Source organism: Pseudomonas sp. NFPP25 (assembly GCF_900116505.1).
In the GTDB taxonomy this organism is placed as follows: domain Bacteria; phylum Pseudomonadota; class Gammaproteobacteria; order Pseudomonadales; family Pseudomonadaceae; genus Aquipseudomonas; species Aquipseudomonas protegens.
On record NZ_FPBG01000009.1, the window covers coordinates 238456 to 252610 of the forward strand.

Here is a 14155-nt window from a genome sequence, read left to right on the forward strand (position 1 = left end):
ACCCCTGTAGGAGCCGGTTTGCCGGCGATAGCGGTTCTTCGGACGCCATCGCCGACAAGCCGGCTTCTACGTTTTTATGCGTGGGAGATCCTGTTTTGCACAACCCTATTCCCGTGACCGTGCTCAGCGGTTTTCTTGGCGCCGGCAAGACCACTTTGTTGCGCCACCTGCTCAAGGCCGAGCACGGCCTGAAAATCGCCGTGATCGAGAACGAATTCAGCGATGCCGGCATCGACACCCAGTTGCTGGGCGAGCAGCCGGTACAGGTCATGACCCTGTCCAACGGCTGCGTCTGCTGCACTATCCACACCGACCTGACCAAGGCCCTGTACCTGTTGCTGGAGCGTCTGGACAGCGGCGAGATCGCCTTTGACCGGCTGGTGATCGAGTGCACCGGGCTGGCCGATCCGGCGCCGGTGGCACAGACCTTCTTCATCGATGAGGAACTGCGCGAACGCTATATCCTCGACGGCATCATCACCCTGGTGGACGCCAAGCACGCCGAGTTCCACCTGACCCAGACCATTGCCCAGGCGCAGATCGGTTTTGCCGACCGGCTGCTGGTGAGCAAGCGTGACCTGGTGGACGAGGCGACTTTCGAAGCCCTCGGCCAGCGCCTGACCCGGATCAACCGCCGGGCACCGATCCGCCTGGTGGAGCACGGCCAGATCGACCTGGCCGAACTGCTGGATGTGCGGGGGTTCAATCTCAATGCCGACCTGGGGGGCGGTCTCAGCCTGCGGCCAGTGAGCAAGGCGCCGTCAGTGGACCGGATTTCCAGCCTGGTGCTGCGCACCGAGCAAGCCCTGGACCTGGATCGCCTGAGCGAATTCATGAATGAGCTGCTGGAAGACCACGGCAAGCAACTGCTGCGCTACAAAGGTGTGCTGAGCGTTATCGACGAGCCCCGGCGCATGGTGTTCCAGGGCGTGCTCAAGCTCTATGGCTTCGATTGGGACAGCGAATGGGCCGAAGGCGAAGTGCGCGAGAGCGTGATGGTGTTCATTGCCGACGATCTGCCGGAAGAGAAGATCCGGCAGGGGTTCGAGCGGATGCTCGCGGGCTGATGGCGGCTACAGGCCGCCCAGCAGGCGCTGCTCCAGGTGCGCCAGGTGCTGGTTCATCAGGGTTTCGGCCTTTTCGGCATCGGCCTCCTGTAGTGCATCGATGATCTTCGAGTGTTCCTGCCAGGAGCAGTAGTTGCGGGCCTGGCCCTCGAACTGGGCGATGGCCAGTGAGGTCAGGGGCACCAGGCTGCCGAGGAACTGTGCCAGGGGCCCGTTGCCGGCGATTTCCGCCAGTTGCAGATGGAACTCCCCGGACAGGCGGATAGCCGGCCCGCGCTGGTCGCGGGCAATGGCCTCGCGCTCCTGGGCGATCAACTCGCGCAAGGGTTGCAACTGGCGCCGGGGCTGCTGGCAGGCCAGGCGCACCAGGGTGATTTCCGTCAGGCGCCGGGCATGCAGGATCTGCCGGGTCTGTTCCAGGTCCGGCGCCGCCACCTGGGGCCGGTAATTGGGCCGCAGGATCACCACTTGCTGATGGGAAAGCCGCGCCAGGACCTGGCGCACTATGCTGCGGCTGACGCCGAAGGCCTGCCCCAGGCTGTCTTCGGTGAAGCGGCTGCCGGGAGCGATGCGCTGTTCGAGAATGGCGTCGAAGATCTGCGGGTAGACATCATCCACCAGCAGCTTCCTTTCGCCCCGCGGGCGCCTTGGCAGGCTGGCCACCCGGGTGAAGGGATTGTTTTTCAGGGCGTAGCTGACCATGGCCTGTCTCCAGTCCGGTTGCTGACTCGGGGGGATTACTGGGCGCTGTTGCCCAGGTGATCGTCCGGGATATTCAGTTCGATGCCCATGCGCTGGCCTTCCTGGAGGATGTGCCGGCGCATCTCGGCGCTGGCCAGGGCGCTGTTCTTGTTGCGGATGGCCCGCACCACCGCCTCGTTTTCTTCCAGGCGTTCGGCCAGGTGCTCCGGTGAATTGCGCAGGATCTGTGCACTTTGCTTGAGGGCATTGCTGGTCTGTTGCACCACGTTCTGGAAGATCGGGTTGCTGGTCAGGGTGAAGAGTTCCTCGTGGAAGGCGATGTAGGCGTTGACCCCGGCTTCGCTGTCGCCGGCTTCAAGGGCTTCGCGCATGTCCATCAGGGTCAGGCGCAACTGGCCGACTTCCTTGCTGCTGATGGATTGCGCCACCAGGCCGACGATGAAGGGCTCCAGGGTGTAGCGCAGTTGCAGCACGTCTTCGAGGCTGGCCCCGGCCACTGCACTGTCGCTGCCCTGCGCTTCGTCCAGGGGGGTGTCCAGCACCACCACGCCTTTGCCGGGCATGGAGCGCACCAGGCCCAGGGTCTCCAGGACGATCACCGCTTCGCGCAGGCTGGGGCGGCTGATGCCCAGTTGCTCGGCCAATTCGCGTTGCCCTGGCAGCATGTCGCCGGAGCGCCACTGGCCGCGGGCCAGGGCGGCCCGGAGCTTTTCTACCACTGAATTCACCACTGTTGACGAGCTGATCACTGTTGACTCCATGAACGATTAATAGCGCGCTGTTGCCGCGCCGAGTGTTGTGCCTGCCGATGACAGGCACAAGATCGGGTCAAAATTCCTGCTGGTGGGCGCCGGTCACCGGTTTTCGGGCCTGGAAGGTGTAGCCCTGCTGGCCGCTGAGCACCTTGTTGGCCCGCTGCACGTCGATGTCCTTTTCCCAGCGGGCGATGGCGACGGTGGCCACGCAGTTGCCGATCAGGTTGGTCAAGGCGCGGCCAATGCCCATGAACCAGTCCACCGCCAGCACCAGCACCAGGCCCACCACCGGAATCGCCGGGATTGCAGTCAGGGTTGCCGCCAGGATCACCAGCGCCGAGCCGGGGATGCCGTGGGCGCCCTTGGAGGTGATCAGCGACACCAGAAGAATGGTCAAGAGGTCCGACATGGACAGCGGAGTGCCGGTGGCGTTGGCAATGAAGACGATGGCCAGGGTCAGGTAGATGGAGAAGCCGTCGAGGTTGAACGAGTAGCCGGTGGGAATCACCAGGCCTACGGTGGAACTGCCGATCCCCAGGTGTTCCAGCTTGCGCATGATCTGCGGCAGCACCGCGTCGGAGGAAGCGGTGCCGAGGACGATCAGCAACTCTTCGCGCAGGTACTTGAGAAAGGGCAGCATGCGCAGGCCCGACAAACGCATCACCAGGCCCAGGATCACCGCGACGAAGGCAAAGCAGGTCAGGTAGAACAGCCCCACCAGGCTGCCCAGGTGCTGCAGCGAATCCAGGCCGTACTTGCTAGTGGTGAAGGCGATGGCACCGAACACGCCGATGGGCGCCAGACGCACGATCATGCCCATGATGCGGAAGATCACATGGCTCAGTTCGTTGATCAGCCGGGAGATGCCCGAGGCGGCTTCACCCACCAGGTTAAGGGCGCTGCCGAACAGCACCGAGAACAGCAGTACCTGGAGGATGTTGTTCTCGGCGAAGGCACCGATCACCGAGGTGGGAATCAGGTCCATGAGGAACTGAGTGGTGGTGTGCATGTGCTGGCCACGCTGGGCGATGTCGCCCATGTCCGCGGTGGACAGTTGCTCCAGATGGATGTTGGCGCCGCTGCCGATGCCGGTGCTGAAGGCCATGACCAGGCCGATCACCAGGGCGATGGTGGTGAGTATTTCAAAGTAGATCACTGATTTGAGGCCGATGCGGCCGACCTTCTTCAGGTCGCCGGCACCGGAGATGCCGCTGACGACCACGCAGAACACGATCAGCCCGATCAGCATCTTGATCAGCTTGATGAAACCATCGCCTAGGGGTTTGAGCTGGGAGGAGTATTCGGGGAGGGTGAGTCCGCACACGATGCCGAGCATCAGTCCGAGGACAACCTGGAGGAAAATCGAACGCGAGCACCATCTGAGCATGGGGGGAATCCTGGTCGGTGTCCTGTCTGCCGTGCGCGGGGGATGCGCAGCGGATGGAGGACTTAATTATTGTGGTCTTACCGGTATGTCCAGTGCAGGCGCAGTCTACGCTCGGGTTTTATGGGTTTACAAGGGGGAGGGTGCAGATTGGCTTTACCGGTCTGACCAGTGGTTTTTCCTCCTCTGGCCACTGTAGCCGGTGTCGCAGGCTGCGATCGGCCGGGCCAGCCGCCCGGGCATCTTGCGTTCGCAAGACCTCGCAGTCTCCTTTCACCGCCTGTCGCCGCGGCCCTGCGGGCACAAAAAAGCCCGGCACTGGGCCGGGCTTTTTCTGCTGCAGTCTGCGGGCTGATTAAGCGCCGTATACCGGCAGCTTCTTGCAGATGGCCTTGACCTTCTCACGCACAGCGTCGATCACCGCTTCGTTGTTCAGGTCCGCCAGGATGTCGCAGATCCAGCCGGCCAGTTCCTTGCACTCGGCTTCCTTGAAGCCACGAGTGGTCACGGCCGGAGTACCGAAGCGCAGGCCGGAGGTGACGAACGGGGAGCGTGGATCGTTTGGCACGGAGTTCTTGTTCACGGTGATGAAGGCTTTGCCCAGAGCGGCGTCGGCGTCTTTACCAGAGATGTCCTGCTTGATCAGCGACAGCAGGAACAGGTGGTTCTTGGTACCACCGGACACCACGTCGAAACCGCGCTCGATGAACACTTCGGCCATGGCCTGGGCGTTCTTCACCACTTGTTCCTGGTAAGCCTTGAACTCAGGCTGCAGTGCTTCCTTGAAGCAGATGGCCTTGGCGGCGATCACGTGCTCCAGTGGGCCGCCCTGGGCGCCAGGGAATACGGCGGAGTTCAGCTTCTTCTCGATGTCGGCGTTGGCGCGAGCCAGGATCAGGCCGCCACGTGGACCGCGCAGGGTCTTGTGGGTGGTGGTGGTGACCACGTCGGCGAATGGTACTGGGTTCGGGTAGACGCCAGCGGCGACCAGACCGGCCACGTGGGCCATGTCGACGAACAGGTAGGCGCCCACTTTGTCAGCGATTTCGCGGAAACGCGGGAAGTCGAGGATCTGCGAGTAGGCGGAGAAACCGGCCACGATCATTTTCGGCTTGTGCTCGACGGCCAGGCGCTCGACTTCGTCGTAGTCGATCAGACCGTTGGCGTCGATGCCGTACTGAACAGCGTTGTACAGCTTGCCGGAGGAGGAAACGGCAGCACCGTGGGTCAGGTGACCGCCGTGGGCCAGGCTCATGCCCAGGATGGTGTCGCCACCTTGCAGCAGGGCCAGGTAGACCGCGGCGTTGGCCTGGGAGCCGGCGTGTGGCTGGACGTTGGCGTAGTCGGCGCCGAACAGCTCCTTGGCGCGGTCGATGGCCAGCTGTTCAACCACGTCGACGTATTCGCAGCCGCCGTAGTAACGCTTGCCCGGGTAACCTTCGGCGTACTTGTTGGTCAGTACCGAGCCTTGAGCTTCCATCACCGCTGGGCTGGTGTAGTTTTCCGAAGCGATCAGCTCAATGTGCTCTTCCTGGCGCTGAGCTTCTTGCTCCATGGCGGCAAAGAGATCGGCGTCGTACTTGGCAATAGTCAAATCACGGCTGAACATGGCGGTCCTCAAGGATCGGGGGCAGAAAAGGGAGGCATTCTAACCCAATGGGTTTTAGATGGCATATGAAAGGACATCATGTCGCAGACAAGTGGCCTTCACTTGGGTACGGGCTTGTATAGGAGCTGGCTTGCCAGCGAAGAGGCCCCTGAGACCGCCTTCGCCGGCAGGCCGGCAATTACGCAAGCAGGGGATGTTAGTCGAACATGAACAGGGCGTCGTTGCTGAACTGCGCCTCGAAGCGGTTGGCCGGCATCGGCCGGCCGAACAGGTAGCCCTGGACCTCGTCGCAGCCATGTTCGCGCAGGAACTCCAGCTGTTCGTGGGTTTCCACGCCTTCGGCGATCACCGCCAGGTTCAGGCTGTGGGCCATGGCGATGATGGCGCGGGCGATCTGCGCATCCTGCTCGCCGGACGGCAGGCCGTCGACGAAGGTGCGGTCGATCTTCAGCACGTCGATGGGGAACTGCTTGAGGTAGTTCAGCGATGAGTAGCCGGTGCCGAAGTCGTCCACCGCGATGCTCAGGCCGAGGTTCTTCAAGCCATCGAGAATCTGCATCGCCTCGCTGACTTCGCGCATCAGGATACTTTCGGTCAGTTCCAGCTCCAGGCACGCCGGTGGCAGGCCGGTGTCCTTGAGGATGGTGGCGATGCGCATGCCCAGCTGGCCGTCGGAGAACTGCCGGGCGGAGATGTTCACCGAAACCTTCGGCACCCGCACCTTGGCCTGGTGCCAGGACTTGAGCTGGCGGCAGGCTTCACTGATCACCCAGTCGCCCACATCCACCACCAGCCCCAGTTCTTCGAGCACCGGAATGAAGTCACCCGGCGGTACCAGGCCGCGACGCGGGTGGCGCCAGCGCAGCAGCGCCTCGGCGCCGGTCAGGCGCTTGCCGTCACCGCTGAACTGCGGTTGGTAATAAAGCACGAATTCTTCCTGCTCCAGGGCGTGGCGCAGGTCGCTTTCCAGTTCCAGGCGCTCCAGGGCGCTGGCGTTCATGTCCGCCTGGTAGAACTGGAAGTTGTTCTTGCCGCGTTCCTTGGCGTGGTACATCGCGGTGTCGGCGTTCTTCATCAGCTGGCTCAGCTCGTTGCCGTCCTGGGGGCTCAGGGCGATGCCGATACTGGCGGTAACAAAGAACTCGCGGCCTTCGAGGACGAAGGGTTTGACCAGGCTGGCGAGAATCTGCTCGGCCACATGGATCGCCCGGTTCAGGGCCATCTCACGGCTGGAGCGCGGCTGTAGGAGCAGGGTGAATTCGTCGCCGCCCATGCGTGCCACGGTGTCGTCTTCATCGACACAGCCCAGTAGGCGCGTGGCCATTTCCTTGAGCATGCGATCGCCGGCGGCATGGCCCAGGGAGTCGTTGATCGGCTTGAAGCGGTCCAGATCGAGGAACATCAGCACCACCCAGGACTTCTGTCGTTCTGCCGATTGCAGGGCGGTGTGCAGGCGGTCCTGGAACAGAGTGCGGTTGGGCAGGTGGGTCAGGGCGTCGTAGTAGGCCAGGCGGTGGATGCGCTGTTCACTGGCCTTGCGTTCGCTGATGTCGCTGAAGAAGCACACGTAGCTGGCCAGGTCGCCTTCATCGTCGAGCACTGCGGTGATCCCGACCCACGCCGGGTAGTGCTCGCCATTGCGGCGCTTGAGCCAGACTTCGCCTTCCCAGGTGCTGTGCTGGTTCAGCTGCTTGAGTACATAGCGCAGGTGGGCTTCCTGCTGGTCGTCCACGGTGAGCATGTTCGGCAACTGGTCGAGCACCTGGGACACCGCGTAGCCGCTGACCCGGCTGAACGCCTCGTTGGCCTGGACGATATAGCCGGCGGGGTCGGTGATCAGGATCGCCGAGGTCGAGTGCTCGAATACCGTGGCCGCCATGCGCAGGTCCTTTTCCGCTCGGCGCTGCTGGCTGATGTCGCGGCCGACCCCGAGCACGCCCTCGAAGGCGCCATGCTCGTCCCACACCAGTACCAGGCGCAGTTCGATGGGGATCTTGCGGCCATCGGCCCGCAGGCAGTCGAACAGGAACAGCTGGGTCTGCACCTGGCTGCGCAATTGCGCCAGTTGCTCGGGTTTGTCCAGGGCCTTGCTGACCCGGTCCATGAGGGTGTAGATGCCGCTCAGCTGCTGCGGGTTGGCGATGGTCGACTGCCAGCCGTTCTGGAAGATCCACTCCACGTCGTAGCCGAGCACCGCGTGCACCGAAGGGCTGACGTAGTTCAGCGAAAGCTTGCTGTCGGTGGAGAAGATCACGTCGCTGATGCTTTCGGCGAGCATGCGGTAGCGCTGCTCGCTGTCACGCAGGGACTCGCTGGCCTCGATCTGGTCGGTGATGTCCTTGGCCACGCCGATGATCCGCGTCACCTGGTCGTAGCGGTCCCGGGCCAGGGCCTGCTCGCGGATCTCGAAGCGCCGCCACTGGCCGCTGCGGTGGCGGAAGCGCAACTGGCATTGCAGGAGTTGGGCGTAGGCCGAATGCCGCTGTTCCTGGCGCAGGCGGTGATAGAGGTCGGCGTCTTCCGGGTGCAGGAGGATTTCCCAGAAGTACTCGCCCATCTGGTGCAGCTCGGTCTTGTTGTAGCCCAGGGTCTGGCCCAGATGGTGGTTGCTGAAGATCATCCGCTGGCTGATCACATCCTGTACGTACAGGTGATCGGGCACGGTGCGCACCACGTCCGACCAGAACCCTTCGCGCTCCAGCAGTGAAAGTTCGATCAGCTTGCGGCTGGTGATGTCGCTGATGCTGAGGATCACCGCGCTGTAGTCCGCGATGGCCTCGGGCAGGCGCAGGACCAGCCACAGATGCTGGTCGTTGCCCTGGGCGTCGCTGAGCTTGATCTCCAGTTCCAGCTGTTTCTGCTGGTTGATCACGGCTTCGAGCAACTGGCTGCCGATGGCGTTGCCGTTCTTCGGGCTGCCTTCGATCAGCAGTTGCCAGGCCTGCTCGCTGGATTCGACGTTGAGCAGGCGCAGGGCAACCTGGTTGACCTCGGTGATGCGCAATTCACTGAGCAGTTGCAGGCGGTGGCCAGGATCGCTGGCCTGCCAGCGCTTGAGTTGGTCGCTGTTGTGCAGGTTGTGCTTGTCGAGCAACCCTGGAAGCCCGGAGATATCCATGACGCACAAGGCCACGCCGGTGCCTTCGAAAATGTCCTGATAGCGCCGCCGGCCTTCGTGCAGTTGGCGCTGGCGCCGGCGCATGTTCAGCAGGGCGATCACCGGCAGCAGGGAGAAGGCCAGGCCCAGCAGGCACTTGCCAATGAAGGCCGGCAGCAGCGCCTCGAGCACGGCCCGCTGGTCGAACAGGCCGCGCAGTTGCCAGTCGCTGTTGCTCAGGGGCACCAGCAGTACGCTGCTGGCCATTTCGTCGGGATCCAGCATGCCTGGGGTCGAAGTGCTGCGCTCATCGCGCTTGATCACCTGGTGGCTGAGGCGGTTCTCGATCACCCAGGTGGGCTTGAAGCCCTCTTCGCTTTGCCGCACCAGGGTCTGCAGAAAGCTTGGAGCCAGGCGCAGGACCCAGTAGCCGCGGCTCCCGCCGCTGGACTGGTGCAGCAGGACATGCACCACCGAGCCATCGGCGGGGTTGCTGTAGTAGTAGCGTTGGGCACGGCTGCGCTGGACCAGCTCGGCGAGCCACAGGGCGTCCTGGCTATCGGTGGCGCTGTCGCTGAGGATTTGCCCCTTGCTGTCCAGCAGGGCAAAGCTGCGTACGTCCGGCAGCGAGCGCTGGAGTTTCTGAAGCAGTTGCTGTTGCTGCTGGCTGTCTTGCGGTGCCTCGATGATGGGCAGCAGATTGAGGGCGATCTGGGCGTTGAGCGCCAGGTTCAGGCTCAGGTGGTCGGCCAGGTCGGCGCTGTAGTCGATGGCATGCTGACGCTGGTCCTGGCGGGTCTGTTGCAGTTGATCGAGCAACTGCCAGAACAACAGGGCCAGCAGCAACAGCACCAGCGTCGCCAGTGCGCCTTTGAGTGTGCCACGCATAGGATAGGCCGGCCCGGGGGCAGCGGCGCGCGCGGGCTTTGGCGAAGTGACGTTGAACAAGCTGTGATCCTGCGGTTTGGCTGGGCTGGCGCGACGTGCACTATAAGCCGGACGCCCGAAGGGCGGCTAGCATGCCTTGAGTTGTGGCAAAGTGCCAGTCCCGCCTGGCTGGACCTGGATCGTGCATTGAGGTAGTTTTGCCGGTTACGCGGGAGCGTTCCAGCTCCAGACAATCAGGCTTTTTCCGCCCGTCGGTATTGATCATGGTCAATGCCGGCGCAGCGCATGGCCTGGCCCGGGCCCGGCCCGTTCTATTCATCTGTCACTGACGCTAGGTTCACCATGGCTCAATACGTCTTCACCATGCATCGGCTGGGCAAGGTTGTTCCGCCGAAGCGGGAAATCCTGAAAAACATCTCCCTGTCCTTTTTCCCTGGCGCCAAGATCGGCGTGCTGGGCCTCAACGGTTCGGGCAAGTCCACGCTGCTGAAGATCATGGCCGGCGTCGACACCGAGTTCGAGGGCGAAGCCCGCCCGATGCCGGACCTGAACATCGGTTACCTGCCCCAGGAACCCCAGCTGGACCCGGCCAAGACCGTGCGTGAAGTGGTCGAGGAAGCGGTCAGCGTGATCAAGGACGCCCAGGCGCGCCTGGACGAGGTCTACGCCGCCTATGCCGAGCCGGATGCCGACTTCGACAAGCTGGCCGCCGAGCAGGCCAAGCTGGAAGCCATCCTGCAGGCCAGCGACGGCCACAACCTGGAGCGCCAGCTGGAAGTGGCCGCCGACGCCCTGCGCCTGCCGGCCTGGGACGCCAAGGTCGAGCACCTGTCCGGTGGCGAGAAGCGTCGTGTGGCCCTGTGCCGCCTGCTGCTGTCCGCTCCGGACATGCTGCTGCTCGACGAGCCAACCAACCACCTGGACGCCGACTCCGTCGCCTGGCTGGAGCACTTCCTCCACGACTTCCCGGGCACCGTGGTTGCGATCACGCACGACCGTTACTTCCTGGACAACGTTGCCGGCTGGATTCTCGAGCTCGACCGCGGCGCCGGCATTCCTTACGAGGGCAACTACTCCGGTTGGCTGGAAGCCAAGTCCGACCGTCTGGCCCAGGAATCCAAGCAGCAGTCGGCCCATGAAAAGGCCATGAAGGAAGAGCTGGAGTGGGTGCGCAAAGGCGCCAAGGCCCGTCAGTCGAAATCCAAGGCTCGTCTGCAACGCTTCGAGGAAATGCAGTCCCAGGAATTCCAGAAGCGCAGCGAAACCAACGAGATCTACATCCCGGCCGGCCCGCGCCTGGGTGACAAGGTCATCGAATTCAAGAACGTCACCAAGGGCTACGGCGATCGCGTGCTGATCGACAACCTGTCGTTCTCCATGCCCAAGGGCGCCATTGTCGGCGTGATCGGCGGTAACGGTGCCGGTAAATCGACCCTGTTCCGCATGCTCATGGGCAAGGAAACCCCGGATTCGGGCAGCATCGAGATCGGTGAAACCGTGCAGCTTGCCTGCGTGGACCAGAGCCGTGAGGACCTGGACGGCAGCAAGACCGTGTTCCAGCAGATCTCCGACGGCTCCGACCAGATCCGCATCGGCAACTACGAGATCCCGTCTCGTACCTACGTCGGCCGTTTCAACTTCAAGGGCGGCGACCAGCAGAAGTTCGTCAAGGACCTGTCCGGTGGTGAGCGCGGCCGTCTGCACCTTGCCCTGACCCTGAAGGAGGGCGGCAACGTCCTGCTGCTCGACGAACCGTCCAACGACCTCGACGTCGAAACCCTGCGTTCCCTGGAAGAAGCCCTGCTGGACTTCCCGGGCGCCGCCATTGTGATCTCCCACGATCGGTGGTTCCTGGACCGGGTGGCGACTCACATCCTGGCGTATGAAGACGACTCCCAAGCGGTGTTCTTCGAAGGCAACTACACCGAGTACGAAGCCGACCGCAAGAAGCGCCTGGGCGAAGCCGCAGCGCAACCGCACCGGGTACGGCACAAGAAGCTGGCCTGATCGGGCAGCTGCTTGAAAAAACGGAGCCTTCGGGCTCCGTTTTTTTATGCCTGGCAGAAACCTGGGCGGTTCATTCGGGGGCGTGGCTCAACGTTCAAAGTGAGTGCAAAGCAGTCAATTTTTGTCACCAATTCGGTGCGTAAAACACCTGTAGAACCGGGCTATTTATATTTATTGCACCATTTAAATTCATATCTGCGACATTTTGCGCTGTCGCGGTGCGGATTGAATTGATAAAGTCCCGGGCAAATCTCTTCTTAACGACAATAAATTTGCCGAGACTTCCCATGATCGAATCCGTCGAAGACTTCCTCGCCCGCCTGAAAAAACGCGACCCGGACCAGCCTGAATTCCATCAGGCGGTGGAAGAGGTCCTGCGCAGCCTCTGGCCGTTTCTCGAAGCCAATCCGCACTACCTGAGCTCCGGTATTCTCGAGCGGATCTGCGAGCCGGAACGCGCGGTGGTGTTTCGCGTGTCGTGGGTCGACGATCAGGGCAAGGTCCGGGTCAACCGCGGCTTCCGCATCCAGATGAACAGCGCCATCGGCCCGTACAAGGGCGGCCTGCGCTTCCATCCCTCGGTCAACATGGGCGTGCTGAAATTCCTCGCCTTCGAGCAGACCTTCAAGAACTCCCTGACCTCCCTGCCCATGGGCGGCGGCAAGGGCGGTTCGGACTTCAACCCCAAGGGCAAGAGCGACGCCGAGGTGATGCGCTTCTGCCAGGCCTTCATGAGCGAGCTGTACCGGCATATCGGTGCCGACGTTGACGTCCCGGCCGGTGACATCGGCGTGGGTGCCCGGGAAATCGGTTTCCTCTTTGGCCAGTACAAACGCCTGAGCAACCAGTTCACGTCGGTGCTGACCGGCAAGGGCATCAGCTACGGCGGCAGCCTGATCCGCCCCGAGGCCACGGGCTTTGGCTGCGTGTACTTCGCCGAGGAAATGCTCAAGCGCCGCGGTGATCGGGTCGAAGGCAAGCGCGTGGCCATCTCCGGCTCCGGCAACGTGGCCCAGTATGCGGCGCGCAAGGTCATGGACCTGGGTGGCAAGGTGATCTCCCTGTCCGATTCCGAAGGCACCCTGTATTGCGAGTCGGGCCTGAGCGAAGAGCAGTGGCTGGCGGTACTGGAACTCAAGAACGTGCAGCGTGGGCGTATCAGCGAGCTGGCGAGCCGGTTCGGCCTGGAGTTCCGTGCCGGCAAGACTCCGTGGGACCTGCCGTGCGATATCGCCTTGCCTTGCGCCACGCAGAATGAACTGGACGCCGAGGCGGCCCGTACCCTGCTGCGCAACGGCTGTACCTGTGTCGCCGAAGGTGCCAACATGCCGACCACTCTGGAGGCTGTGGATATCTTTATCGACGCGGGCATCCTCTTCGCCCCGGGCAAGGCGTCCAACGCCGGTGGCGTGGCGGTGAGTGGCCTGGAAATGTCGCAGAACGCCATGCGCCTGCTGTGGACCGCCGGTGAAGTGGACAGCAAGCTGCACAACATCATGCAGTCGATCCACCACGCTTGCGTGCACTATGGCGAAGAGAATGGCCGGATCAACTACGTGAAGGGTGCGAACATCGCCGGCTTCGTCAAGGTCGCCGATGCCATGCTGGCCCAGGGCGTGGTCTGAACCGTCTCAGGCCGGTTCGATGCGGATGATCTCGATCAACTGATTGCCCGCCGGCCTTTGCCACAGGACTTCGTCCCCCGGTTGCGCTCCCAGTAGGGCACGACCCAGGGGCGAGGCCCAGTTGATCAGCCCCTTGGCCGCATCCGCTTGATCCTCCCCCACCAATTGCACGCTTTGCTGGCGATCCTGTTCATCGGCGAAGGTCACCCGGCTGCCGATCTGCACCTTGTCGGTTGAATTGGCCGGCGTCACCACTTGGGCGCTGTGCAGGCGCTGGGTGAAATAGCGCAGGTCGCGCTCAAGTTCGGCCATTCGCTGCTTGTCGGCGTCATCCCCCAGGTCGTTTTGCTCGCTGTGCTGGCTGTGCAGCAGGGCAACCCTGGCCTGCAATTCGGCAAGGCCCTGGGGCGTGACGTAATTGGGCTGGGCGCTGATCTGGCGCTCCACCGGCTGCTCGGCCTGGGCGGCTTGATCTTCATTGACGAAAGCGCGGCTCACGGTTTTCTCCTTGAAGGGAGGCGGGTGGACCATGGTTGCAGGCTTTTCACCTGGGCGGTTACCTGAAAGCGACCTACGGCGAACGATAGGCCCGGGCCGCATCGCGGTCCTTTTCCTGCTGCCAGGCTCGCTCGCGCTCGTCCCAGTGCCGCTCTCGATACTCGTTGCGGTCCTGGTTCTCCAGCATGGCCTGGCATTGGCGGAAACCATCGTTCCAGCCTTCGGCGTATTGCGCGTCCTTGAGGTAGCGCGGTACGTCCTTGCGAAACTCTCCGCTCATGGAGCCTGCCGCCTGGCGGCCGCTGACGCAGCCGGCATCGAAGCCATCGGCAAAGGCCGGCGGATAGCCCTGCGCCAGCAGATGCTCATGGGTTGATTCACAGCCACCGACTAGCGCCAGCAACAGCGCTGCCCACCCGTACCGCCACATTTTCGTCTCCCAGGCTTCCTCTGCGTGAAGTCTAGAAGGGCGTTTGTCAGCAAGCCGTGAAAGCCGGGTGATCAACCCATTTATCCGTGGCCG

10 protein-coding genes are annotated in these 14155 nt (G+C 62.9%); 3 read left to right on the plus strand and 7 right to left on the minus strand.

Features of this window, described 5'->3' with window-relative positions; translation table 11 throughout:
- Positions 1 to 95: 95 nt before the first annotated feature.
- Entirely contained in the window at positions 96 to 1067 is a 972-nt protein-coding gene (yjiA, locus tag BM382_RS30105) for a GTPase (protein WP_019095101.1), read from the plus strand.
- 6 nt (positions 1068 to 1073) lie between these two features.
- Here the strand turns inward: yjiA and BM382_RS30110 are convergent, their stop codons facing one another.
- The 5 genes from BM382_RS30110 to BM382_RS30130 all read right to left on the minus strand — a co-directional run bounded on the left by BM382_RS30110 (position 1074) and on the right by BM382_RS30130 (position 9502).
- Positions 1074 to 1769 (minus strand): GntR family transcriptional regulator, encoded by a 696-nt coding sequence (locus BM382_RS30110; protein ID WP_011063574.1) that lies wholly within the window; start codon positions 1767 to 1769, stop codon positions 1074 to 1076.
- Between the two features lie 35 nt (positions 1770 to 1804).
- Positions 1805 to 2518, minus strand: a complete 714-nt coding sequence (locus BM382_RS30115; RefSeq protein ID WP_041119954.1) for a FadR/GntR family transcriptional regulator — start codon at positions 2516 to 2518, stop codon at positions 1805 to 1807.
- Positions 2519 to 2597: 79 nt separating this feature from the next.
- Positions 2598 to 3911, minus strand: a complete 1314-nt coding sequence (locus BM382_RS30120; protein ID WP_011063572.1) for a C4-dicarboxylate transporter DctA — start codon at positions 3909 to 3911, stop codon at positions 2598 to 2600.
- Between the two features lie 352 nt (positions 3912 to 4263).
- Entirely contained in the window at positions 4264 to 5517 is a 1254-nt protein-coding gene (glyA, locus tag BM382_RS30125) for a serine hydroxymethyltransferase (RefSeq protein WP_019096025.1), read from the minus strand.
- 196 nt (positions 5518 to 5713) lie between these two features.
- Complete coding sequence (locus tag BM382_RS30130; RefSeq protein ID WP_092137501.1) at positions 5714 to 9502, minus strand: bifunctional diguanylate cyclase/phosphodiesterase; 3789 nt, start codon at positions 9500 to 9502, stop codon at positions 5714 to 5716.
- Positions 9503 to 9844: 342 nt separating this feature from the next.
- Here BM382_RS30130 and ettA point away from each other — a divergent pair, with 342 nt between their 5' ends.
- Both ettA and gdhA read left to right on the plus strand, forming a co-directional pair.
- Positions 9845 to 11509, plus strand: a complete 1665-nt coding sequence (ettA, locus tag BM382_RS30135) for an energy-dependent translational throttle protein EttA (RefSeq protein ID WP_011063569.1) — start codon at positions 9845 to 9847, stop codon at positions 11507 to 11509.
- A gap of 287 nt (positions 11510 to 11796) precedes the next feature.
- Positions 11797 to 13134 (plus strand): NADP-specific glutamate dehydrogenase, encoded by a 1338-nt coding sequence (gene gdhA / locus BM382_RS30140; protein ID WP_019093991.1) that lies wholly within the window; start codon positions 11797 to 11799, stop codon positions 13132 to 13134.
- 6 nt (positions 13135 to 13140) lie between these two features.
- Here the strand turns inward: gdhA and BM382_RS30145 are convergent, their stop codons facing one another.
- Together BM382_RS30145 and BM382_RS30150 are read right to left on the minus strand one after the other, a co-directional pair.
- Positions 13141 to 13632 carry a GreA/GreB family elongation factor gene (locus BM382_RS30145; RefSeq protein WP_019093992.1) on the minus strand — a complete coding sequence of 164 codons (492 nt, stop codon included), beginning with the start codon at positions 13630 to 13632 and terminating at the stop codon, positions 13141 to 13143.
- A 73-nt stretch (positions 13633 to 13705) separates the two neighbouring features.
- A complete protein-coding gene (locus BM382_RS30150) occupies positions 13706 to 14062 on the minus strand; it encodes a hypothetical protein (RefSeq protein ID WP_011063566.1) in 357 nt (118 codons plus the stop codon).
- Between the last annotated feature and the right edge of the window lie 93 nt (positions 14063 to 14155).

Coding starts and splice junctions, on each gene's coding strand:
- BM382_RS30120 (WP_011063572.1), bottom strand. CDS start 3,911: ATGCTCAGATGGTGCTCGCGTTCGATTTTCCTCCAGGTTGTCCTCGGA.
- glyA (WP_019096025.1), bottom strand. CDS start 5,517: ATGTTCAGCCGTGATTTGACTATTGCCAAGTACGACGCCGATCTCTTT.
- gdhA (WP_019093991.1), top strand. CDS start 11,797: ATGATCGAATCCGTCGAAGACTTCCTCGCCCGCCTGAAAAAACGCGAC.
- BM382_RS30110 (WP_011063574.1), bottom strand. CDS start 1,769: ATGGTCAGCTACGCCCTGAAAAACAATCCCTTCACCCGGGTGGCCAGC.
- ettA (WP_011063569.1), top strand. CDS start 9,845: ATGGCTCAATACGTCTTCACCATGCATCGGCTGGGCAAGGTTGTTCCG.
- BM382_RS30150 (WP_011063566.1), bottom strand. CDS start 14,062: ATGTGGCGGTACGGGTGGGCAGCGCTGTTGCTGGCGCTAGTCGGTGGC.
- BM382_RS30130 (WP_092137501.1), bottom strand. CDS start 9,502: ATGCGTGGCACACTCAAAGGCGCACTGGCGACGCTGGTGCTGTTGCTG.